Here is a 21,225-nt window from a genome sequence, read left to right on the forward strand (position 1 = left end):
AGAGGTTGAGCGGCATGGATGCCGCGAAAGCCGCGATGGGCCATGGATGGCCCACCGTCGGTGGGCCGCATCCGGTCGGGCCTCTGGAACGGCGATGGAGTGAGCGAACCCTCGCGCAGCGAGGGCCGGATGACCGGGCGGAGGGTTTTGGTTACTTTTGCCCGTCAAAAGTGACTCGCCCGGGAGGGCGAAACCAAAAACATCAGCAAAAACGCGGCAATTCGGAACAGGCATAAGAAGAACCAACACACAAACTTGCCAGTCCTGTATCAACCAAACATTCCCACAAAAATGCGAAGAACATTTTTCATGGGTTGCGAACCTTCAGTGCATCGGCAGTTCGACACCCTCGAACAGCTCTTCCAGTTCGGTCTTGTTGTGGCACTGCACGGCCTTGGCCAGCATGTCGCGGGTCAGGTGCGGGGCGAAGCGCTCGATGAAATCGCACATGAACCCACGCAGGAAGGTGCCGCGGCGGAAGCCGATCTTGGTCACGCTGGGCTCGAACAGCTCGTCGGCATCGAGCACCACCAGATCCGGATCGAGCCTGGCGTCCACCGCCATCTTGGCCACGATGCCCACTCCCAGCCCCAGGCGCACGTAGGTCTTGATCACGTCGGCGTCGGCGGCAGTGAACACTACTTTGGGTGTCAGGCCGCGATGATTGAAGGCCTCGTCCAGCTTGGAACGGCCGGTGAAGCCGAACACGTAGGTGACGATGGGGTGCTCGGCCAGAGCTTCAAGGGTGAGCTTGGGCAACTTCGCCAGCGGGTGGCCCTGCGGCACCACCACACAGCGGTTCCAACGGTAGCAGGGCATCATGATCAGATCGTTGAACAGCTCCAGACCCTCGGTGGCGATGGCGAAGTCGACAACGCCATCGGCAGCCATCTCGGCGATCTGGGTCGGCGTGCCCTGGTGCATGTGCAGGGATACGTCCGGGTACTGCTTGATGAAGGCGCTGATCACCGGCGGCAAGGCATAGCGCGCCTGGGTATGGGTGGTGGCGATGGACAGCGTGCCCTTCTTCTCGTTGGAGAATTCCTGGGCGATCTGCTTGATGCTCTCGACCTTGCGCAGGATTTCTCCTGCAGTGGTGATGATGCGCTCACCGGCAGGAGTGACGCGTGTGAGATGCTTGCCACTACGAGCGAAAACCTCAACGCCCAGCTCATCCTCCAGCAGACGTATCTGCTTGCTGATCCCTGGCTGCGAGGTATACAGACTCTGCGCCGTGGCCGACACGTTGAGATCGTGATGCGCGACTTCCCAGATGTAGCGCAGTTGCTGAAGCTTCATAGATTTCCCTCAAAGCTGAACGGCCCGCTCGTGATGGCCGGCATTCATATAACCATATTATTGGTTTATGGCCTAAATATAGATTGTTTTTCTGCTTAGCAGGCTGTTGAAAAACTACCTACGTTGCCATTGCTGCGTTAAAAACAGCCTCAAAATGCTCATTTACAACACGTAAACCGCGCTTTTTCGGCTGCTTTTGCCTTGCACTGGCTGCCTCGCCTACGTTTTTCAACGGCCTGCTAGAGCCTGAGCACGAAGACGTCAGCTTCCTCAGATTTCGCCATGGGTTCGATGCTGCAACATGGGCACCAGATACACCGGTACCTCCGATAGCTGCAACAGCCGTGACGCCGTGCGTCCCAGCGGCACGGCCATTTCCGCACCATGGCTGTGACTGCCTACGACCAGCAAATCCACCCCGAGTTTCTGTGATTCTTCGAGAATCACCGTGGGCGGATCTCCCTGAATCACCCGCACCGCCCGGATCTGATCTAGATCCTGCGCAGCATCGCCGAGCTCGTCGCGAAAACCTTCGAGCACGCGCTGCTCGATGCTCGACATCACCGTGCCCAGTCCATTGCTGCGCAGCTCCTTGAGCGTGTCGTCATCGAGATAGGTTTGCAGCACGGACTCGGCGAACAAGCCCATCGGCTCCACGGCATGCACCACATATAGATTGGCATTGAAGCTGCGCGTCAACGCCAGCGCATGTTGCAGCACATAAGAGGCATAGAGCCCAAGATCGGTGGCGTAAAGTATCGAGCGGATCATGTGCGGCCTCCTTGACTACTCTGACTTGGGCCCATCAATGAGAGTAGCAGCGCAGCGGATAACGCAAGGTTGGCCAAGCCATTCAGGACGAATGGCTATAAGTCATCGACGCAAGGACAAGCCTCGTAACGGTACGCCCCCTCGAGGGAAGGCCTGCTCGCACAGGCACTCAGGGAATCGGCTCATTGCTCACGCCATGGGGCACGTGCCCCGTTGCCACCACCTGCCGCGCGGCCTCGCAGTGCCCCGTCTGATCATCGAAGAACACATCGGCGGCAAATGCCTCCAGCACCGCGGACTTGTCCAGGCCACCGAGGAAGAAGGACTCGTCGAGGCGGATGTTCCACTCACGCAGGGTGCGAATCACCCGCTCGTGTGCCGGCGCCGAGCGGGCCGTGACCAGGGCTGTACGAATCGGGCAGGCATCCTCAGGGAAGGCCTGCTGCAAGCGGTGCAGCGCCGCAAGAAAGGGCTTGAACGGCCCGCCTGGCAAGGCCTGTCGGGCGGCGTCACGCTCATGGTTCTGAAAAGCGTGCAGCCCACCACTCTGGTAGACCCGCTCGGAATCGTCGGAAAACAACACGGCATCGCCATCGAAGGCGATGCGCAGCTCATTGCTCGCTGCCCGCCGCGAACCACCGGAAAGCAGCGTCGCCGCCCCGAAGCCGGCCTTGAGGGCACTGCGCACGTCATCGGCATGGGTGGAGAGAAACAGATGGCAACCAAACGCTGCCAGGTAGGGGTCGGGGCTGCGCCCACCGACGAAGGCAGCGCGGGAGATGCCCAGGCCATAGTGCTGAATCGAATTGAAGGCGCGCAGGCCGGTATCGGCACTGTTGCGCGACACCAGGATCACCTCGACGCGCTGCTCGCTGAGCCGAGCATTGAGCCCCAGCAACTTCTCCACCAGAGGGAAGGCATCACCGGGCATCAGCACTTCGTCCTCGTGCTCGATCTGGTAACGCCGGTAGGCTTCAACGCCTTCGCTTTCATAGACCTGGTGGCTCTCGCTGAGGTCGAACAGCGCCCGCGAGGAGATCGCCAACACCAGCTTGTCGCCCAACCCCTTGCCCATGACCTATGCCTCCTGCCGCGCCTGCAAGAACTGCAGAGCCTGATACAGTGCGCGCACCTTGGGCATGTCCTGCCCTGCCGCAGCGGCAGCTGCCAGCGGCGTGGCGTAGATGGCCTGCAGTTCGGCCGGGCGGCGCTGGGCGAAATCGTAGTACATGCTCGGCAGATAATCGGGCATGCGCTCGGTGGCCGCCAGCAGCTTGTCGGCATAGTTCTCCGGCATGTCGTGACCGAGCGCCTGTGCGGCCTGCACCACCTCGAGCATCAGGTCGCGGATCAGCGCACGGCTGCTGGGATTGCCCATCATCGCCTTGGTATCGGCATCGAGCAGTACCGAAAGGCCGTTGTAGGGCACGTTCCACACCAGCTTCTGCCAACGGGTCTGTTCGAGTTTGGCCATGGCCTGCGAATCCAGACCCGCCTTGCGAAACAGTTCCGCGCCCTCGTCCACCAAGCTACGCCGAGCCTCGTCATCCTCGGCTGGGCCACTGTGGTAGGCCAGGTTGATGGCGCCCAGGGCCTGATGCTCGATTACCCCTGGCGCACTGCGGTGAACGCAGATGTAGCACAGGCCACCGAGCAGATGCAGGCCGTCGTCCAGCAAGGGACGCAGCGCCGTCTCCACGCCCAGGCCGTTCTGCAGCAACACGACGCGCGCACCCGGCGCCGCTGCCTGATTGATCAGCGGGGCCAGTTCGGCATTGGCCGTGGTCTTGGCGCCCACCAGCAGCCAGTCACAGGCCGGCATGTCCTCGGCATGGCGATAGGCCTGCACCGGCTGCAGATGCAGCGCACCATGCACCTGGCTGTTGAGCTGCAGGCCATTGGCAGCCACGGCCGGGTACTCACTGCGCAGGAGAAAATGCACATCGAAACCAGCACGTGCCAGCAGCAGGCCATAGAAGCCACCAATGGCGCCAGTGCCAATGATGCCGATACGTGGCGCGGGATTAAGGGTCATCAGGGAAGCTCCTCAGCCGGGCGACGCAGGGCGTGGCCGACGGCAGTGATCAGTTCGGAAGACGTGAGAGGTGCCGACAGGGCGCCATGAAATTGACCGTTTCGCACGATGAACAATGCAGGCAGATGAAAGACTTCGTAACGCGTCACCAAACCGGCATTGTGCCCGGCATCGATCCAGCACAGGCGATCCACCGGAAGGCCCATGCCAGGCAGGCTCTGCCGTGCCCAGCGACAACTGGCACAGCCCATGCTAGTGAAGATCAGCAGCGATATGCCGTCGAGGTCGAGCAAGTGTCGGTCGGCATCCAGATCGGTCAACTCCAGTTGTATGGCTATACTGGAGTCACTGATATCACTTTGCCTGCAGTCGAGGTCAGTGCTCATGCGTAAATTTCTGCGTCATCCCAGCGACATGCCGGTGGAACTGGTTCTGCGCAGGCAAGCCAATATCCCGCGACAAAGACTGCACAATATCAGCCTCGGCGGGGTGGCGTGCAACTCGAGTCGCGCCTTTCGCCGCGGTACCGCAATAGAGATGCGCATCCCGCTGCTGGGCGAACAGGCCCGTTACCCAGGCGTCGTCGCCTGGTGTCGGCGTCAGGCCGACGACTATCTGGTCGGCATCGCCTTCACCGACGAGGACACCCTGTTTCGCGCGCGTATGGTCGAACAAGTGTGCCAGATCCAGCATTACCGGCAGCAGCTTGAACGGCACCAGGGCGCCCCCGTCTCCATCGAACACTGCGCGCAGGAATGGATCGCCCAGCATGCCGCCGGCTTTCCGCAATTGTCCTGAAGAGTCCGTCTATCGACCTCATTGGCCCTTCGCCCCATTGTCGCGCCGCGCCTTACGCGCTAAGGTTCGGCTCCCCCTGCTTGAACTGGCCGTGTCTACCATACCAGGGGAACGCTGGCGGCCTGCACCCGTGACCCGACGACCCTGACCTGATGACAAGCACGATGGCTGATTTACCGATCAACGACCTCAACGTCGCCTCCAATGAAACGCTGATCACCCCGGATCAGCTCAAGCGCGAAATTCCCCTGACCGATGCGGCGCAAGAGACCGTCGCCAACGGTCGCCAGGTGGTGCGTGACATCCTCGACGGCAGCGATCACCGTCTGTTCGTCGTGGTCGGCCCCTGCTCCATCCATGACATCAAGGCCGCACATGAATATGCCGAGCGCCTCAAGGTGCTGGCTGCCGAGGTTTCCGACACATTGTTCCTGGTGATGCGCGTGTACTTCGAGAAGCCGCGTACCACCGTGGGCTGGAAAGGCCTGATCAACGATCCCTACCTCGACGACTCGTTCAAGATCCAGGATGGCCTGCACATCGGTCGCAAGCTGCTGCTCGATCTCGCCGAGATGGGCCTGCCCACCGCCACCGAAGCGCTCGACCCGATCTCCCCGCAATACCTGCAGGATCTGATTAGCTGGTCGGCCATCGGCGCCCGCACCACCGAATCGCAGACCCACCGCGAGATGGCCTCCGGCCTGTCCTCGGCCGTCGGTTTCAAGAACGGCACCGATGGCGGCCTGACGGTGGCCATCAACGCTCTGCAATCGGTATCCAGCCCGCACCGTTTCCTCGGCATCAATCCCCAGGGTGGCGTCTCCATCGTCACCACCAAGGGCAACGCCTATGGCCATGTGGTGCTGCGCGGCGGCAACGGCAAACCCAACTATGATTCGGTCAGCGTTGCCATTTGCGAGCAGGAACTGACCAAGGCCGGCATCCGCCCGAACATCATGGTCGACTGCAGCCACGCCAACTCCAACAAGGATCCGGCCCTGCAACCGCTGGTGATGGAGAACGTCGCCAACCAGATCCTCGAAGGCAACAACTCCATCGTTGGCCTGATGGTGGAAAGCCACCTGGGCTGGGGCAACCAGTCGATTCCGAAGAACCTCTGCGACCTCAAGTACGGTGTGTCCATCACCGACGCCTGCATCGACTGGGACACCACCGAGAAGGCGCTGCGCAGCATGCATGCCAAACTCAAGGATGTACTGCCCAAGCGCCAGCGTAGCTGAGCGCTTCATGCGCAAACGAAAACGCCGGGCATTGCCCGGCGTTTTTCTGTGCCCTGAACGTTCAGCTCACCTGATGGCGCTGGCGACGCTCCAGGTAGCGCTCGACGTAGGAGCAGGACGGGATCACGGTATAGCCTCGGTTTTCGGCATAGCGCAGGGCGTGCTCGGTCAAGGCTGCGGCGATGCCACGGCCGCGCAGGGAGTTGGGCACGAAGGTGCGGTAGATATCCAGCGTCTGCTTGCCCAGATCCATGTAGGCCAGGTAGGCGCGATCACCGTCGACGGTGGTCACGAACTGATGACTGGCCTCATCGTGATGAATGGATAACGCTTCGCTCATATCAACTCCTCTGTCCGTCGTACGCTTTCTCCGAAGCGCCTCGGTGCAGCGGCAACCTTCTGCTACTCGACGGCCAGCGGCCGGAAATGCCTGAAACCTGCCCTGCAACAATCTGCAATCCTTGCAGCTTAGCAGGGCACGTGGGTAACAGTCATGCGTAATCAACCACTTACACAAGGCTCAAGACGGCAATACAGGCCAGGCAGGCGACCACAGGAATCAGCACGGTGATGACGAAGATATCCTTGTAGGCCTGCTTGTGGGTCAGGCCCATGATCATCAGCAGGGCGATGACCGCGCCGCAATGCGGCAACGAATCGAGCCCACCGGCGGCGATATTGGCGATACGGTGCAATATCTCCGGCTCGATGCCCATTTCCAGATAACGCGGTGCCAGCGTCTGCATGAAGATTTGCAGGCCGCCCGATGACGAACCAACGATACCCGAAACCACGCTGACCGAAGCGAATACCGAAAGCAACGGCGGCAGCTCGACCGAGACGATCCACTGAGCGAACTGGGCGAAACCCGGCGTCTGCGTTACCACCCCACCAAAGCCGATCACAGCCGCGGTGTTGAGCAGCGGCATGATCGCATCATCCGCGCCCTGCCCCAGCGTCTGCAACAGGTTGCGGCGCAACGCCGGGAACATCAGGATCGCCAGGCCGGTAGCCAGCACCAACGCCAGACTGGGCCAGAGGATCGGTTGCGCCTGACTGAACGCCAGCAGCCCGCCGAGCATCCCATCGCCCGCCACGACCATACCGGACAGCGCCAAAAGACGCGGCAGCAAAATGATGCCCAGGACGGCGACGATCGGCATCACCGCCATCCCCCAGTGCGGCCCGCTGCCAGGCGTGCCGGCCAAGTGCGCCATGCGCTCGTCCTGAGCATTGGCCTCGAAGCCCTCGCCGCGCTCACGGGCCAGGCGCCACTCACGCTGCAGGTAGGCCATGCCCAGCCCGACCATCAGCAGGCTCGCCAGCAGGCCGATCCAGGCTCCGGCGAACAGATCAGTGCCCAGAGCGCTGGCGGCAATTACGTTATGGATCGATGGCGAGCCCGGCAGCGCGGTCATGGTGAAGCTTCCCGCGCCAAGAGCAATGGCGCCACAGAACAGGCGCTTGGGCAGATTGGCCTCGCGCATCAGGGAAATCCCCAAGGGGTACATGGTGAAGATCACCACGAACACCACCACACCACCATAGGTCAGCACTGCGCAGACCAGCATTGCCACCCACAGCGTGCGTTGCGTGCCCAAGCCACGCGTAATGGCCTGAGCAATGCTGCTGGCAGCCTGGCTGGCAGCCATCACCTTGCCGAAGATGGCGCCACAGAGAAACAGCACGAAGAACTTGCCAGCGAAGGTAAAGGCTCCCAGTGGGCCAAACGGAAAATACTCCAGCAATGCCTTGGGCACCTGCACCGCATTGGTCAAGGCCACCAGGATCGCGCACAGCAGCGCAGCGATGAAGATGTTCACCCCACGCAGCGCCATGAAGATCAACAGCGCCAGCCCCACTAACAAGCCCAAGTTACCCAGCATCTTTTAAGCCCCTTATTGTTGTAGTTGGATTGCGCTGGCCTTGCGGCATCGCCGACCTAACCTACTGCACCCTCTTTAAGTCGAGCCAGCGACTTTTTGTTTGTTTTTTGTACAAACCACTGCAGCGGCGCGTGCTGCGTCACTCAGAGAGTGAAAAAAAGATGTCACTCTTGCCTTCACTCAGTTTACTTACTGGAACTAACAGGTAGTATGTACGCCGGCTAATTTCCCAAAGTAGGGAAATTGCTTTTTATGGAAAACTCCACCTTAAGGGGAACACGATGAACAACGTTCTGAAATTCTCTGCTCTGGCTCTGGCCGCTGTTCTGGCTACTGGCTGCAGCAGCATGTCCAAAGAAACCGAAGCTCGTCTGACTGCTACCGAAGACGCTGCTGCTCGCGCTCAAGCCCGTGCCGATGAAGCCTACCGCAAGGCCGATGAAGCTCTGGCTGCTGCTCAGAAGGCTCAGCAGACCGCTGACGAAGCCAACGAGCGCGCTCTGCGCATGCTGGAAAAAGCTAGCCGCAAGTAATAGCGACGGGCTTTTCAGAAAGCCGATCCGGGCAACCGGGTCGGCTTTTTTGTTGCCTGCCATCCCTGGCGGCAACCCTTCGGGCCGTCGCAAGCGACGTCAAAAATTGCTCCTGGCAATTTTTTGTTGCCTGCCCCGCCTTGGTGACACCCTTCGAGCCGTCGCAAGCGACGTCAAAAATTGCTCCCGGCAATTTTTTGTTGTCTGCCCCGCCTTGGTGACACCCTTCGGGCCGTCGCAAGTGACGTCAAAAACTGCTCCCGGCAATTTTTTTGTTGCCTGCCCCGCCTTGGTGACACCCTTCGGGCCGTCGCAAGCGACGTCAAAAATTGCCCTCGGCAATTCGTCCCATCCCTGGCGGCTAGGCAATAAAAAACCCGCCGATGCGAACATGGGCGGGCTTTTCGGGGCATCAGGCTCAGAACGACGGCTGTTCGCTGCTAGCAACCACGCCACCACTGGCCTGGGCGATGACCACCGGCAAGCCATCTTCGGCCGCGACGACTTCACGCACGCTGTCCCAGTCCAGGCGCAAGCCAGTGAGATCGTCACGCTTGAGCAACGCATTGATCACCGCAGTGTGCTTGTCCACCACCGAGGGCTCGCCTTTTTCGTTCAGCGGGGCGTGCGCCTCCAAGTACACCTTGCCGCCACTGAGGCCGAACTTGTAGGGCTCGTTGATGATACGCACCGGCGTATTTACCGGCGCCATCGCCGCCAGTTCCAGGACGTTGTGGTTGAACATGCGGAAGCAGCCATGGCTGACCTGCATGCCGATACCGAACTTCTTGTTTGAACCGTGGATCAGGTAGCCAGGGAAGGACAGAGACATCTTGTAAGGGCCCAGCGGGTTGTCCGGCCCCGGCGGCACCATGGTCGGCAGCGGATCGCCGTCTGCCGCATGCTCCTCGCGGATGGACTTGGGTGGGTACCAGGCCGGGTTTGGCGTCTTGGCGGTAATGCGCCCGGTGCCAAGCGGAGAGCCCCAACCCTCACGGCCGATGCCGAGCGGGAAGGTGTACACCACGTTCTTGTCTTTCGGGTAGTAGTACAGGCGGTACTCAGCGAGATTGATCACGATCCCCTCGCGTGGGCCAGGCGGCAGGATGAAGCGAGTCGGCAGGACGACCTCCTTGCCTTCGCCCGGCAACCAAGGATCGACACCCGGGTTGGCCGCCACCATTTCCAGATAGCCCAGGTTATTGGCCGTACCCAGATCGGCGAAGGTGTCCTCGTACTTGGCCTTGACTACCTGCACCTGACCGACGATGTCCTCGCCAGGAGGAGGCAGGGGAAATTCGAGCGCCTGAACGGCAGTACTGGAGCACAGAGCCAGCACAGCGAGACAACGGTTGACCGCAGAGAATCGCGACAACATCCGGGAATCCTTGATGGGTTGAAAGTTGAGTGAAGTCGATTGTACACCGCAGCCTGAAGCCTAGGCAGCCATCAGCCATCCGCCCAGTTGGAGCACAGGCCCTGACGCTGCGTCTGCAGCATCGCCAGACAATCCGGGCAGAGGCGCCGATCGCGCAGCGACTCGCTTTGCAGCGCTCGCCAACGGGGTTGCGCCGGCAACAGTCCACCACACAGAGTACGGTCGGCATGGCCGCCCAGGCGCAACTGCCGAGCCACCAGGTGCAGACGCACTTCGCGACAGGCGAACAGATCGAGCTGTTCGTCCGGCTCGATAAGCTGGTAGGCATGAATAGACCAGGCAGGACGCGGCATCTGTAGCTCCGGGGCGGGGTCGCCACATTAGCCGAAAGGCCCTGGCGGGAAAAGCCTCAGAGCAGCGGCTCGAGAGCTGGCCAAGCGTTATCGAGCAGTACTGGCTGAGCCGCGACATTCGGATGGATGCCATCGGCCTGCATCATCCCCGGCACCCCGCCGACGCCCTCGAGGAAGAACGGCACCAGGGCGACCTGATACGCCTGCGCCACGTCATCGAACACCTGAGCGAAGGCGGCGGTGTAACGCGCGCCATAATTCGGTGGCAACCTCATCCCCAAAATGAGTACCTTGGCCCCAGCCTGCTGCGACTGCTCGACCATCGACGCAAGATTCTGTTGCAATTGCGCAGGCGGCTGGCCACGCAGGCCATCGTTACCTCCCAATTCGATGATCACCACTTCAGGGTGATGCTCAGCGAGCAGCGCTGGCAGCCGCGCCAAGCCGCCTGCGCTGGTATCGCCACTGATCGAGGCATTGACCACGCGATGGTCGAAACCCTCGTCCGAAAGGCGTTTTTCCAGCAACGCCAGCCAACCCTGGCGACTATCCAGGCCAAAAGCGGCGCTGATACTATCGCCGACCACAAGCAGGGTGCCTGCAACCGCCCCCTGGGCCCAGAACAGCAGGGCCAAGGCACCACTCAGCCACCATGCACGCATTGGATTCTCCATGACTTCGAGCATTCTCGCTGCGCGGAACCTTAGCAAAGTGGTCAGCAGCGCGGAAGGCGAGCTGACCATCCTCCATGATCTCGACCTGAACCTGGAAAAGGGCGACAGCCTGGCCATCGTCGGCAGTTCCGGCTCGGGCAAGTCCACCCTGCTCGGCCTGCTCGCCGGGCTAGACCTGCCCAGCGCCGGCAGCGTGCTGCTGGCCGGCCAGGACCTCAGCCAGCTCGACGAGGATCGGCGCGCCCGCCTGCGTGCCGAGCATGTCGGCTTCGTGTTCCAGTCCTTCCAGTTGCTCGACAGCCTCAATGCGCTGGAAAATGTCATGCTGCCGATGGAGCTCGAAGGCCACGCCGATGCCCGCCAGCGTGCCCGCGCCCTGCTCGAACGAGTCGGCCTGGGCCAGCGCCTGTCGCACTACCCGCGCCAGTTGTCCGGTGGCGAGCAGCAGCGCGTGGCCATCGCCCGCGCCTTCGCCGCAGACCCGGACGTGCTGTTCGCCGACGAACCCACCGGCAACCTCGACACCCAGACCGGCGAGCGCATCAGCGATCTACTGTTCGCCCTCAATCAGGAGCGCGGTACCACCCTGGTGCTGGTTACCCATGACGAACGCCTGGCTCATCGCTGCCAGCGCCTGATCCGCCTCGAAGCCGGCCACCTGATCGACCAGGTACAGCCCTGATGACCCGCCTGTCCTTCGCCCGCCTGCTGACACTGGCCAGCCGCCAGTTGTGGCGTGAGGCTCGCTCCGGCGAGTTGCGCGTACTGTTCTTCGCCTTGCTGGTGGCCGTGGCAGCCAGTAGCGCCATCGGCTATTTCAGCGCACGGCTGAACGATGCCATGCTCCTGCGCGCCAGCGAGTTCCTCGCCGCCGACCTGCGCCTGAGCGGCAGCACGCCGGCCACGGAAGAACAGATCGAGGCCGGCAAACGCCTGGGCCTGCAGCACTCACACCTGGTCGAGTTCTCCAGCGTGGTGGCCGCCGGCGACGGCATTCAGCTTGCCAGCATCAAGGCAGCCGACGAGGCCTACCCCCTGCGCGGCGAGTTGCGCAGTGCCGCCGCCCCCTACCAGGCACAGCGCCCCGGGCAGCTTCCCGCCCCCGGCGAAGCCTGGGCCGAAGCGCGTCTGATGGTGGCCTTGGGCATTGCCGTGGGCGACGAGATCGAGATTGGCGCCAAACGCCTGCGCCTGAGTCGGGTGCTGACCTACGACCCAGCCAACGCTGGCGACTTTTATAGCCTCACGCCGAGAGTGCTGATCAACCTCGCCGACCTGGCTGCCACCGAAGTGGTGCAACCAGGCAGCCGCGTCACCTACCGAGAACTCTGGCGCGGCGACGGCCAGGCCCTGGCAGCCTATCGGCAAGCCGTGGAACCCGGCCTGCAACCCAACCAGCGCCTGGAGGACGCCCGCGTCGGCAATCGCCAGGTGGGCGGTGCCCTGGGCCGCGCCGAGCGCTATTTGAATCTGGCCAGCCTGGCCGCCGTACTGCTCGCGGGGGTTGCCGTGGCCCTGTCGGCCTCACGCTTCGCCAGCCGACGCTTCGATGCCAGCGCCCTGCTGCGCTGCCTGGGCCTGTCACGCCGTGAAGCCCTCGGCCTGTTCAGCCTGCAACTGGCCTTGCTGGGGCTGCTGGCCTGCCTGCTCGGCGCCCTGATCGGCTGGTTCGGCCAGTACGTGCTGTTTCACCTGCTGCGCGGCCTGGTGCCGGATGATCTGCCGCCTGCCGGTATCTGGCCGGCGCTGGCGGGCATGGCTACCGGTCTGGTGGCGCTGGCGGGCTTCGCCCTGCCGCCACTGGCCGCGCTGGGCCGGGTGCCACCGCTGCGCGTGCTGCGTCGCGACGTGCTGCCAGTACCGGCCAGTTCCTGGTTGATCTACGGCGCAGCTTTGCTGGCGCTGGGCCTGATCATGTGGCGCCTGAGTCTGGATCTGCGCCTGACCCTGGCGCTGCTCGGCGGTGGGCTAATCACCACGCTCCTGCTCGGTGGCTTGCTGCTCGCCGGCCTGCAGAGCCTGCGTCGCCTGCTGCAACGCTCCGCCCTGCCCTGGCGCCTGGGCCTGGGCCAGTTGCTACGCCACCCGCTGGCAGCAGCCGGGCAAGCCCTGGCCTTCGGCCTGATCCTGCTGGCCATGGCGCTGATCGCCCTGTTGCGTGGCGAGTTGCTCGACACCTGGCAGGAACAGTTGCCCGCCGATGCCCCCAATCATTTCGCCCTCAACGTGCTGCCAGCCGAGCGCGATGCCTTCGCCGCGCGCCTGGCCGAACTGTCGCCACACCCAGCGCCGCTGTACCCGGTGGTACCGGGCCGCCTGGTAGCGATCAACGACGAGCCGGTCAGGCAGATCGTCAGCAAGGACAGCCGTGGCGAGCGCGCCGTGCAGCGCGATCTGAGCCTGACCTGGGCCGAGCAGTTGCCGAGCAGCAACCGCATCAGCAGCGGCCAGTGGTGGTCGCCGGAAAGTCACAGTGAACTGCCAGGCGTATCGGTGGAAGCCGAACTGGCCGAAAGCCTGAAACTCAAGCTGGGTGACCGCCTGCGCTTCAACGTCGGCGGCATCGAGCGCGAAGCCCAGGTCAGCAGCCTGCGCGAGGTGGACTGGGACAGCTTCCAGCCCAACTTCTACATGATCTTCGAGCCGCAGACTTTGCAGGATCTGCCGACCACCTACCTCACCAGCTTCTACCTGCCGCCCGGCCATGATGCTGACCTGGTCGCCCTCAGCCGCGCTTTCCCCAGCGTCACCCTGCTGCAGGTCGAGGCCGTGCTGGGGCAACTGCGCAGCATCCTCGCCCAGGTCACCCTGGCCATCGAATACGTGCTGTTGTTCGTCCTGGCGGCCGGCGTCACCGTGTTGCTCGCGGGCCTGCAATCCACACTCGACGAGCGCATCCGCCAGGGTGCCCTGTTGCGTGCCCTGGGGGCCGAGCGGCGCCTGCTGATGCAGGCCCGAAGGGCCGAGTTCGGCCTGCTCGGCGCGGCGGCGGGACTGTTGGCGGCACTGGGCTGCGAGCTGGTGAGCCTGCTGCTGTACCGCTATGCCTTCGATATCGCCTGGCAACCACACCCCTGGTTATTGCTGCTGCCTGTGATCGGCGCCTTGCTGGTAGGCAGCGCCGGTGTACTGGGTACGCGCCGTGCGCTCAACGCCAGCCCGCTCAACGTGTTGCGCGAAGGTTAAGGCTAGCAGGCTGTTGAAAAACTACCTACGTTGCCATTGCTGCGTTAAAAACAGCCTCAAAATGCTCATTTACAACACGTAAACTGCGCTTTTTCGGCTGTTTTTGCCTTGCACTGACTGCCTCACCTACGTTTTTTCAACGGCCTGCTAGACAAGGGGTTTGCTAGACTGGCGCCCCCTTCAGCAGCCGAGTCGCCATGAGCCGTTATCGCCCCCCCCGCCCTGCCGGTACACCGCTGATCACCCCCGAAGGCGAAGCGCGCCTGCGCGCCGAGCTGCACGAGCTCTGGCATGTGCGTCGCCCCCAGGTAACCCAGGCCGTCAGCGAGGCCGCCGCACAAGGGGATCGCTCGGAGAACGCCGAGTACACCTACGGCAAGAAGATGCTGCGCGAGATCGACAGCCGTGTGCGTTTTCTCAGCAAGCGCCTGGAAAAGCTCAAGGTGGTCAGCGAACGGCCATCGGATCCCAACAAGGTCTACTTCGGCGCCTGGGTCACCATCGAGGACGAAGAAGGCGAACAGTCACGCTACCGCATCGTCGGCCCGGACGAGCTGGATCTCAAGCTGGGCCTGATCAGCATCGATTCACCGCTGGCGCGCGCCCTGGTCGGCAAGCCCCTGGACGCCGAAGTGCGAGTACACACGCCAACCGGCGAGAAGACCTGCTATATCGTCGAGATCGACTACCCCTAGACTCCGGGAGCGAGCCCGATTCGCGAACATTGGCGCTCATGAAGCTTCGCGAGCAGAACTCGCTCCTACACCTAGGGCAAGGATCAGCGCCGGGTGATCAGCCCCTGACGCGCCACCCTGACCAGCTCGGCGATGGTCGCGTCCCGCTGTTCGGCGGTGGGTGCCTGCACCACGGCCAGGTCGAAACTGTCACGCGCAAAGCGTGCCAGCGATTCGTCGTTCTGCACGAACTGGATGCGAAAGGCATGGGGCCCGCGCCAGCGCTTGGGCCAACCCTCGAGATAGCGCAGCAGCGTGGGCTGATGGCTACCGCCAAGGAGAATGCGTGGATTGCGCAGCGGCAGGCCCGAAGTGATGGGCGCCAGGCGAATATGCAATTGGGGACAGGTCATGGTCGAGTCTCCGCCTCTTCTTCCCGCTGGGCAGCGGTGAGAGGCGACACCGAACCAGCGCTTTAGCGGAATTTCAGGCGTCTCGCGACTCCCTCTGGCGCCCCGCAAGTAGCTGTTTAAATCGGCGCAGAGCGGCATCCTAGAGAAGCCACATGGCAGCGTCAAGATGACAGCCGAAACACCAATCACCGCCAATACAGCCAACCTTCGATTGGCTCACCCCTTCCGAAGCACCCTACAGCCTTCAAGTGGTTCCCAGTCCCCTACACGCCTTGTCAGGTGCGGCGTTTCTGGGTGTAACAAGAAGATGCCTGCACGATCCCCACAGTAAACTCGCCAATACCGACAAAGCCGCTCCAGCCGGCCATTCCCCGGAGATGCCGTGATGATGGCACGTTTCCTGCCGTGCCATTGTCAGCAAGGAAGGCCACGAATCAGCACAGGATGTGCCTGCAAAGTGCCCCCAATTCAACACGAGAGCACCCATGAACAAAAACAAGACCCTGCTCGCCCTCTGCCTCGGTGCCGGCCTGTTGACCTGCGCTCAGACGCAGGCTGCCTGGTTCGGCGCCTCTGGCTCCACCGGCTATACCCAGACCCGCTACCCCATCGTCCTCGGTCACGGCATGCTCGGTTTCGACGACATCTACGGCGTCGATTACTGGTATGGCATTCCTGATGCCCTGCGTCGCGACGGCGCCAGCGTCTACGTCACCGAAGTCAGCCAGTTGGACACCTCCGAAGCCCGTGGTGAGCAATTGCTGCGGCAGGTCGAGGAAATCGTCGCCATCAGCGGCAAGCCCAAGGTCAACCTGATCGGCCACAGTCATGGCGGCCCGACCACCCGCTACGTTGCCGCTGTACGCCCGGATCTGGTCGCCTCGGTCACCAGCGTCGGCGCTCCGCACAAGGGCTCGGCTGCCGCCGACTTCCTCAAGGAGCTCAGCGAAGGCCCTATCGGCCCGGCTGCCACCCCGATCCTGGTAGGTATGGTCAACGGCCTCGGTGCGATGATCAACTTCTTCTCTGGCGGCCCCAGCGACAGGGAGCAGAACGCCCTGGGCTCGCTGGAGTCGCTCAACAGCGAAGGGGCGGCACGCTTCAACGCCAAGTTCCCACAAGGCCTGCCGACCAGCGCCTGTGGCGAAGGCGCCTATAGCGTCAATGGCATTCGCTACTACTCCTGGAGCGGCACCAGCCCGCTGACCAACCCGCTCGACCCCAGCGACCTGCTGCTCGGTTCCGCCGCGCTGACCTTCAAAGGCGAGGACAACGACGGTCTGGTCGGGCGTTGCAGCTCGCACATGGGCCAGGTGATTCGCGACAACTATCGGATGAACCATCTCGACGAGGTCAACCAGACCATGGGCCTGACCAGCCTGTTCGAGACCGACCCGGTAACCGTCTACCGTCAGCACGCCAATCGTCTGAAGAACGCCGGGCTGTAATCCCCCCACGAGGGCCAGTCAGCACGGCTGGCTGGCCCTTTGTGCTGCTCAGGACGCTTTCGTGAAAAGACTCGCTCTGCTGCTTCCCCTGCTCTTCGCCGCCAGCCTGGCACTGATGCTCTATCTGCAACCTGCGGCCGATACCGAACATGAGGCCGTCGCCAAGCCTGTCACTGCCCAGGTGACGCCGCCAGACGACAGTGCACCCATCACCCGCAACGCACCCACGCCCACTCAGACGAGCACCAGCCAGGCCAGCAAGCTGAATCTGCCGCGCTCGTTCATCGGTACCGAAGTCGATGGCAGCCTGCGGGTAGACGCTGCCGGTAACCTGATCATCAGCGAAGATATCCGCCGTCTGTTCGACTACTTCCTCGCCAGTATTGGCGAAGAAAGCCTGGCTGCCAGCGTCGGGCGTCTACGTACCTATATCGACAGCCAGCTCGCCGAGCCGGCGCGCTCGCGTGCCCAGACCTTGCTCGATCAGTACCTCGACTACAAACGCGAACTGGTCTTGCTCGAGCGTGACCTGCCACAACTCCCCAATCTGGATGCTCTGCGCCAGCGTGAGAATGCCGTGCAGACCCTGCGCGCACGCCTGTTCGATGCCGAGACGCACCAGGCCTTCTTCGCCAATGAAGAGGGTTACAACCGCTTCACCCTGGAGCGCCTGGCCATCCGTCAGGACACGAGCCTAAGCGACGAAGCCAAGGGCCAGGCCATCGACCGCCTGCGCGCCAGCCTGCCAGCAGAGCTGCAGGAGGCCGTGCTGCCCGAGCTGCAACAGGAACTGCGCCAGCACACCGCGCGCCTGCAGGCCGAAGGTGCCAGCGCCGCACAGATCCGCCAGATGCGCCAGCAACTGGTGGGTGCCGAGGCCACTGCACGCCTGGAGGCGCTCGATCAGCAACGACAGCAATGGCAAAAGCGCGTGGACGACTACCTGGCTGCCAAGGCACGCATTCAGAACAATGAAGGCCTCAGCGCCAGCGACCGTGCAGCGGCCATCGACACGCTGGCCGCCGAGCGTTTCGACGAGCACGAACGCCTGCGTCTGCAAGCCGTCGAACAGCTAGCCAAATCGCGCAAGGAAGGCTGAACGGCAGCGGCTCGGCAATATTTCGATTGAAGCGAGGTTCTAGGGTGCGCCGTGCGCACCACCTGAGCGAGCGCCGAGACTTGAACACGACGCAAATCCGCGCCCCTCTCCCACTTGGGAGAGAGGGGTTGGGGAAGAGGGTTTATTGCCCTCGGCAACGGCGCAACCCCCGGTGCGCATAGCGCACCCTACAAACCGCGTGCGATCACCATGCGTTGTACATCGCTGGTGCCTTCGTAGATCTGGCAGACACGAACGTCGCGGTAGATACGCTCGACCGGGAAGTCCTTGAGGTAGCCATAGCCGCCCAGGGTCTGGATCGCCGCCGAGCACACCCGCTCGGCCATCTCCGAGGCGAACAGCTTGGCCATCGAGGCCTCGCTCAGGCAGGGCTGGCCCGCCTCGCGCAGGCTGGCGGCGTGATGCACCATCTGCCGCGCCACGGCGATCTGCGTGGCCATGTCGGCCAGGCGGAAGGCCACCGCCTGGTGCTCGATGATCGGCTTGCCGAAGGTCACCCGTTCCCGGGCGTAATCGCGCGCCGCCTCGAACGCCGCTCGCGCCATGCCCACCGCCTGTGCGGCAATGCCGATGCGCCCGCCTTCCAGGTTGGCCAGGGCAATGCGATAGCCCTCCCCCTCCTCACCCAAGCGCAGGCTGGCCGGAATACGCACACCATCGAGCTGCAGTTGGCAGGTATCGGAGGCATGCTGGCCGAGCTTGTCCTCCACCCGCACCACGGAGAAACCGGGGGTATCGGTGGGCACGATAAAAGCGCTGATGCCCTTCTTGCCCGCTTGCGGGTCGGTGACGGCGAAGACGATGACCATGCTGGCGTGATTGCCGGAAGTAATGAACTGCTTGGCGCCATCAAGCAGGTAATGCTCGCTGTCGCGCCGCGCACGGGTGCGCAGGTCGCTGGCATCGGAGCCGGCTTGCGGCTCGGTGAGGGCGAAGGCGCCAAGCATGCGGCCTTCGGCCAGCGGGCGGAGAAAGCGCTGTTTCTGCTCTTCGCTGCCGTATTTGAGGATCGGCATGCAACCCACCGAGTTATGCACGCTCATGATGGTGGAGCAGGCGCCATCACCGGCAGCAATTTCCTCCAGCGCCATGGCGTAAGCCAGATGCCCCGTCTCGGCACCGCCCCACTGCTCGGGCACCAACATGCCCATGAAACCCAGTTGGCCCATCTCGGCGATGGCCTCGGCGGGGAAACGATGCTCGCGATCCCAGTCGGCAGCGAAGGGTTTCAGCCGCTCCTGAGCGAACTGGCGGGCCATATCGCGGATGAGGATTTCTTCTTCTCTGGGCAGCATCGCTGGCTCCGGGCGTAGGGTGCGCCGTGCGCACCACTGGTTGGCGGAAACACTCGGTGCGCACAGCGCACCCTACGGGTCGATTCAATACAACTCGATGGCCACGGCAGTGGCCTCGCCGCCGCCGATGCACACTGAGGCAACCCCACGCTTGAGCCCGCGCTGCTGCAGCGCCGCCAGCAGGGTCACCAGAATGCGCGCGCCGGAGGCGCCGATGGGGTGGCCCAGGGCGCAGGCGCCGCCGTGTACGTTGAGTTTGTCGTGGTCGATGCCCAGCTCGCGCATGGCCACCATGGGCACCACGGCAAAGGCCTCGTTGATCTCGAACAGATCGACCGTCTCCAAGGCCCATTCGGTACGCGCCAGCAAACGTTGGATCGCTGCCACCGGCGCGGTGGTGAACAGGTTCGGTGCCTGTGCATGACCGGCATGACCGACGATACGCGCCAGCGGCTTCAGACCGCGCTCCTGCGCCTCGGACAGACGCATCAGTAGCAACGCGGCGGCGCCATCGGAAATGGAGCTGGCATTGGCCGCCGTCACCGTACCGCCTTCGCGGAACGCCGGTTTCAGGCTGGGAATCTTGTCCGGCCGGGCTTTGGGCGGCTGCTCGTCGGTATCCACCAGGCGCCGCTCACGCCCTTGCGGCGCCTCCACGGCAACGATCTCGCCTGCGAACGAACCGTCCGCTATCGCTAGCTGGGCGCGGCGCAGCGACTCCAGGGCATAGGCGTCCTGTTCCTCGCGACTGAAGCGATACTGCTCGGCGCAATCCTCGGCGAAGGTGCCCATCAGCCGGCCACGTTCGTAGGCGTCTTCCAGACCGTCGAGGAACATATGGTCGAGCACCTGGCCATGGCCCATGCGATAGCCGCTACGGGCGCGCGCCAGCAGGTATGGCGCGTTGGACATGCTCTCCATACCGCCAGCCACCAGCACGTCGGCGCTGCCGGCGAGCAACTGGTCATGGCCGAGCATCAGCGCCTGCATGCCGGAGCCGCACATCTTGTTCAGCGTGGTGCACTGCGCCGCCTGGCTCAGCCCGGCACCCAAAGCAGCCTGACGCGCCGGGGCCTGGCCCTGGCCGGCTTGCAGCACGCAGCCCATCAGCACGGTATCCACCGCTTCGGCGGCGAGGCCGACACGCTCCAGTGTCGCTCGTATGGCCGCTGCACCGAGTTCGGCCGCCGTAAGGCCGGCCAAATCACCGAGAAAGCCGCCCATGGGGGTGCGCGCGGCGCTGACAATGACGATGGGATCGAGTTGCTGATTCATGAGTTCACCTGCAGATCCTATGGCCCGGATGCAATCCGGGAAATGTGTGGGACTCCCCGGATGGCATCCGGGCTACCGTTACTTCGCCGCCATGCGCAGTGCGCCATCGAGGCGGATCACCTCGCCATTGAGCATGGCGTTCTCGACGATATGCCGCACCAGTGCGGCGTATTCGTCGGGCCGACCCAGGCGCGGCGGAAACGGCACGTTGGCCGCCAGCGAGTCGCGCACCTCCTGCGGCATGCCGGCCATCATCGGCGTCTCGAACACGCCGGGAGCAATGCACATTACGCGGATGCCGGAGCGCGCCAGATCGCGCGCCGCCGGCAGCGTGAGCGCCGCCACCCCGCCCTTGGACGCGGCATAGGCCACCTGGCCCATCTGCCCGTCGAACGCCGCCACCGAGGCGGTATTGATAATGACCCCACGCTCGCCGCCCGCGTTCGGCGTGTTCTGCGCCATGGCCGCGGCAGCCAGGCGCAGCAGGTTGAAGCTGCCGATCAGGTTGACCTCGACTGTGCGACGAAAGCTATCCAGGCCATGGGCGCCATTACGTCCCAGCACCTTCTCGGCCGGCGCGATACCGGCGCAATTGACCAACCCGTGCAGCGCGCCGAAGGCCTCCAGCGCCTGTGCCACGGCTACCTGGCCGTCTTCTTCACGGGTGATATCGGCGCTCACGAAGCTCGCAGCGGCGCCCAGTTCGGCAACGGCCTGCTGACCGGCCTGCTCGTTGATATCCAACAGCAGCACCTTACCGCCCTGCCCGACCAGTTCACGGGCCGTGGCCAGGCCAAGGCCGGAGGCACCGCCGCTGATCAGGAATACGCAATGTTCGATCTGCAT

The 21,225-nt window shown here is 63.3% G+C and carries 22 protein-coding genes; 8 read left to right on the forward strand and 14 right to left on the reverse strand.

What is annotated here, in order from left to right:
- Positions 1 to 324 precede the first annotated feature (324 nt).
- The 5 genes from cysB to OU800_RS13680 form a co-directional block, all read right to left on the reverse strand.
- Positions 325 to 1,299: an HTH-type transcriptional regulator CysB gene (gene cysB, locus OU800_RS13660; RefSeq protein ID WP_268177828.1), complete on the reverse strand. Its 975-nt coding sequence runs from the start codon at positions 1,297 to 1,299 to the stop codon at positions 325 to 327.
- 270 nt (positions 1,300 to 1,569) lie between these two features.
- Complete coding sequence (locus OU800_RS13665) at positions 1,570 to 2,070, reverse strand: universal stress protein (protein WP_268177829.1); 501 nt, start codon at positions 2,068 to 2,070, stop codon at positions 1,570 to 1,572.
- A 169-nt stretch (positions 2,071 to 2,239) separates the two neighbouring features.
- Positions 2,240 to 3,145 (reverse strand): 5'-nucleotidase, encoded by a 906-nt coding sequence (locus OU800_RS13670; protein ID WP_268177830.1) that lies wholly within the window; start codon positions 3,143 to 3,145, stop codon positions 2,240 to 2,242.
- Positions 3,146 to 3,148: 3 nt separating this feature from the next.
- A complete protein-coding gene (locus OU800_RS13675; protein ID WP_268177831.1) occupies positions 3,149 to 4,105 on the reverse strand; it encodes a putative 2-dehydropantoate 2-reductase in 957 nt (318 codons plus the stop codon).
- A complete protein-coding gene (locus OU800_RS13680) occupies positions 4,105 to 4,491 on the reverse strand; it encodes a thioredoxin (protein ID WP_268177832.1) in 387 nt (128 codons plus the stop codon). The genes OU800_RS13675 and OU800_RS13680 overlap by 1 nt, the downstream gene beginning before the upstream one ends.
- Here OU800_RS13680 and OU800_RS13685 point away from each other — a divergent pair.
- Both OU800_RS13685 and OU800_RS13690 read left to right on the forward strand, forming a co-directional pair.
- Positions 4,490 to 4,903: a PilZ domain-containing protein gene (locus OU800_RS13685; protein ID WP_268177833.1), complete on the forward strand. Its 414-nt coding sequence runs from the start codon at positions 4,490 to 4,492 to the stop codon at positions 4,901 to 4,903. The genes OU800_RS13680 and OU800_RS13685 overlap by 2 nt on opposite strands.
- A gap of 164 nt (positions 4,904 to 5,067) precedes the next feature.
- Positions 5,068 to 6,144, forward strand: coding sequence for a 3-deoxy-7-phosphoheptulonate synthase (locus OU800_RS13690; protein ID WP_268177834.1), 1,077 nt, complete (start codon positions 5,068 to 5,070; stop codon positions 6,142 to 6,144).
- A gap of 61 nt (positions 6,145 to 6,205) precedes the next feature.
- Here OU800_RS13690 and OU800_RS13695 read toward each other — a convergent pair whose 3' ends face one another.
- Complete coding sequence (locus OU800_RS13695; protein WP_268177835.1) at positions 6,206 to 6,484, reverse strand: GNAT family N-acetyltransferase; 279 nt, start codon at positions 6,482 to 6,484, stop codon at positions 6,206 to 6,208.
- A gap of 169 nt (positions 6,485 to 6,653) precedes the next feature.
- Complete coding sequence (locus tag OU800_RS13700; protein WP_268177837.1) at positions 6,654 to 8,030, reverse strand: GntP family permease; 1,377 nt, start codon at positions 8,028 to 8,030, stop codon at positions 6,654 to 6,656.
- 281 nt (positions 8,031 to 8,311) lie between these two features.
- On the opposite strand from OU800_RS13700, the gene oprI reads away from it, so the two are divergent.
- Positions 8,312 to 8,563 carry an outer membrane lipoprotei OprI gene (gene oprI, locus OU800_RS13705; protein ID WP_003239826.1) on the forward strand — a complete coding sequence of 84 codons (252 nt, stop codon included), beginning with the start codon at positions 8,312 to 8,314 and terminating at the stop codon, positions 8,561 to 8,563.
- A gap of 418 nt (positions 8,564 to 8,981) precedes the next feature.
- Here the strand turns inward: oprI and OU800_RS13710 are convergent, their stop codons facing one another.
- The 3 genes from OU800_RS13710 to OU800_RS13720 all read right to left on the reverse strand — a co-directional run bounded on the left by OU800_RS13710 (position 8,982) and on the right by OU800_RS13720 (position 10,956).
- Positions 8,982 to 9,941, reverse strand: a complete 960-nt coding sequence (locus tag OU800_RS13710; RefSeq protein WP_268177839.1) for a L,D-transpeptidase family protein — start codon at positions 9,939 to 9,941, stop codon at positions 8,982 to 8,984.
- 71 nt (positions 9,942 to 10,012) lie between these two features.
- Positions 10,013 to 10,294, reverse strand: a complete 282-nt coding sequence (locus OU800_RS13715; RefSeq protein WP_268177841.1) for a hypothetical protein — start codon at positions 10,292 to 10,294, stop codon at positions 10,013 to 10,015.
- 56 nt (positions 10,295 to 10,350) lie between these two features.
- On the reverse strand, positions 10,351 to 10,956 hold the full coding sequence (locus tag OU800_RS13720) for an arylesterase (RefSeq protein WP_268177843.1): 606 nt from the start codon (positions 10,954 to 10,956) through the stop codon (positions 10,351 to 10,353).
- Between the two features lie 10 nt (positions 10,957 to 10,966).
- On the opposite strand from OU800_RS13720, the gene OU800_RS13725 reads away from it, so the two are divergent.
- The 3 genes from OU800_RS13725 to greB all read left to right on the forward strand — a co-directional run bounded on the left by OU800_RS13725 (position 10,967) and on the right by greB (position 14,849).
- Positions 10,967 to 11,650, forward strand: coding sequence for an ABC transporter ATP-binding protein (locus tag OU800_RS13725; RefSeq protein WP_268177844.1), 684 nt, complete (start codon positions 10,967 to 10,969; stop codon positions 11,648 to 11,650).
- Positions 11,650 to 14,154 (forward strand): ABC transporter permease, encoded by a 2,505-nt coding sequence (locus OU800_RS13730; protein WP_268177845.1) that lies wholly within the window; start codon positions 11,650 to 11,652, stop codon positions 14,152 to 14,154. The genes OU800_RS13725 and OU800_RS13730 overlap by 1 nt, the downstream gene beginning before the upstream one ends.
- 197 nt (positions 14,155 to 14,351) lie before the next feature.
- Entirely contained in the window at positions 14,352 to 14,849 is a 498-nt protein-coding gene (gene greB / locus OU800_RS13735; RefSeq protein WP_268177846.1) for a transcription elongation factor GreB, read from the forward strand.
- 83 nt (positions 14,850 to 14,932) lie between these two features.
- On the opposite strand, the gene OU800_RS13740 is transcribed toward greB, so the two are convergent.
- On the reverse strand, positions 14,933 to 15,241 hold the full coding sequence (locus tag OU800_RS13740) for a class I SAM-dependent methyltransferase (RefSeq protein WP_268177847.1): 309 nt from the start codon (positions 15,239 to 15,241) through the stop codon (positions 14,933 to 14,935).
- A gap of 485 nt (positions 15,242 to 15,726) precedes the next feature.
- Here OU800_RS13740 and OU800_RS13745 point away from each other — a divergent pair, with 485 nt between their 5' ends.
- Both OU800_RS13745 and OU800_RS13750 read left to right on the forward strand, forming a co-directional pair.
- Complete coding sequence (locus OU800_RS13745; RefSeq protein WP_268177848.1) at positions 15,727 to 16,689, forward strand: triacylglycerol lipase; 963 nt, start codon at positions 15,727 to 15,729, stop codon at positions 16,687 to 16,689.
- Positions 16,690 to 16,750: 61 nt separating this feature from the next.
- Entirely contained in the window at positions 16,751 to 17,788 is a 1,038-nt protein-coding gene (locus OU800_RS13750; protein WP_268177849.1) for a lipase secretion chaperone, read from the forward strand.
- A gap of 188 nt (positions 17,789 to 17,976) precedes the next feature.
- Here the strand turns inward: OU800_RS13750 and OU800_RS13755 are convergent, their stop codons facing one another.
- The 3 genes from OU800_RS13755 to OU800_RS13765 all read right to left on the reverse strand — a co-directional run bounded on the left by OU800_RS13755 (position 17,977) and on the right by OU800_RS13765 (position 21,225).
- Positions 17,977 to 19,104: an acyl-CoA dehydrogenase family protein gene (locus tag OU800_RS13755; protein ID WP_268177850.1), complete on the reverse strand. Its 1,128-nt coding sequence runs from the start codon at positions 19,102 to 19,104 to the stop codon at positions 17,977 to 17,979.
- Positions 19,105 to 19,188: 84 nt separating this feature from the next.
- Entirely contained in the window at positions 19,189 to 20,379 is a 1,191-nt protein-coding gene (locus tag OU800_RS13760; RefSeq protein ID WP_268177852.1) for an acetyl-CoA C-acyltransferase, read from the reverse strand.
- 78 nt (positions 20,380 to 20,457) lie between these two features.
- The gene (locus tag OU800_RS13765) at positions 20,458 to 21,225 is read right to left on the reverse strand and encodes a 3-hydroxyacyl-CoA dehydrogenase (RefSeq protein WP_268177853.1); all 768 of its coding nucleotides are present in this window, start codon (positions 21,223 to 21,225) and stop codon (positions 20,458 to 20,460) included.

It is taken from the genome of Pseudomonas sp. GOM7 (genome assembly GCF_026723825.1).
In the GTDB taxonomy this organism is placed as follows: Bacteria; Pseudomonadota; Gammaproteobacteria; order Pseudomonadales; family Pseudomonadaceae; genus Aquipseudomonas.

Bases quoted from the DNA above. Each gene is read 5' to 3' on its own strand.
- cysB (WP_268177828.1), bottom strand. From the start codon at position 1,299: ATGAAGCTTCAGCAACTGCGCTACATCTGGGAAGTCGCGCATCACGAT.
- OU800_RS13665 (WP_268177829.1), bottom strand. From the start codon at position 2,070: ATGATCCGCTCGATACTTTACGCCACCGATCTTGGGCTCTATGCCTCT.
- OU800_RS13670 (WP_268177830.1), bottom strand. From the start codon at position 3,145: ATGGGCAAGGGGTTGGGCGACAAGCTGGTGTTGGCGATCTCCTCGCGG.
- OU800_RS13675 (WP_268177831.1), bottom strand. From the start codon at position 4,105: ATGACCCTTAATCCCGCGCCACGTATCGGCATCATTGGCACTGGCGCC.
- OU800_RS13685 (WP_268177833.1), top strand. From the start codon at position 4,490: ATGCGTAAATTTCTGCGTCATCCCAGCGACATGCCGGTGGAACTGGTT.
- OU800_RS13680 (WP_268177832.1), bottom strand. From the start codon at position 4,491: ATGAGCACTGACCTCGACTGCAGGCAAAGTGATATCAGTGACTCCAGT.
- OU800_RS13690 (WP_268177834.1), top strand. From the start codon at position 5,068: ATGGCTGATTTACCGATCAACGACCTCAACGTCGCCTCCAATGAAACG.
- OU800_RS13695 (WP_268177835.1), bottom strand. From the start codon at position 6,484: ATGAGCGAAGCGTTATCCATTCATCACGATGAGGCCAGTCATCAGTTC.
- OU800_RS13700 (WP_268177837.1), bottom strand. From the start codon at position 8,030: ATGCTGGGTAACTTGGGCTTGTTAGTGGGGCTGGCGCTGTTGATCTTC.
- oprI (WP_003239826.1), top strand. From the start codon at position 8,312: ATGAACAACGTTCTGAAATTCTCTGCTCTGGCTCTGGCCGCTGTTCTG.
- OU800_RS13710 (WP_268177839.1), bottom strand. From the start codon at position 9,941: ATGTTGTCGCGATTCTCTGCGGTCAACCGTTGTCTCGCTGTGCTGGCT.
- OU800_RS13715 (WP_268177841.1), bottom strand. From the start codon at position 10,294: ATGCCGCGTCCTGCCTGGTCTATTCATGCCTACCAGCTTATCGAGCCG.
- OU800_RS13720 (WP_268177843.1), bottom strand. From the start codon at position 10,956: ATGCGTGCATGGTGGCTGAGTGGTGCCTTGGCCCTGCTGTTCTGGGCC.
- OU800_RS13725 (WP_268177844.1), top strand. From the start codon at position 10,967: ATGACTTCGAGCATTCTCGCTGCGCGGAACCTTAGCAAAGTGGTCAGC.
- OU800_RS13730 (WP_268177845.1), top strand. From the start codon at position 11,650: ATGACCCGCCTGTCCTTCGCCCGCCTGCTGACACTGGCCAGCCGCCAG.
- greB (WP_268177846.1), top strand. From the start codon at position 14,352: ATGAGCCGTTATCGCCCCCCCCGCCCTGCCGGTACACCGCTGATCACC.
- OU800_RS13740 (WP_268177847.1), bottom strand. From the start codon at position 15,241: ATGACCTGTCCCCAATTGCATATTCGCCTGGCGCCCATCACTTCGGGC.
- OU800_RS13745 (WP_268177848.1), top strand. From the start codon at position 15,727: ATGAACAAAAACAAGACCCTGCTCGCCCTCTGCCTCGGTGCCGGCCTG.
- OU800_RS13755 (WP_268177850.1), bottom strand. From the start codon at position 19,104: ATGCTGCCCAGAGAAGAAGAAATCCTCATCCGCGATATGGCCCGCCAG.
- OU800_RS13760 (WP_268177852.1), bottom strand. From the start codon at position 20,379: ATGAATCAGCAACTCGATCCCATCGTCATTGTCAGCGCCGCGCGCACC.
- OU800_RS13765 (WP_268177853.1), bottom strand. From the start codon at position 21,225: ATGCAGATCGAACATTGCGTATTCCTGATCAGCGGCGGTGCCTCCGGC.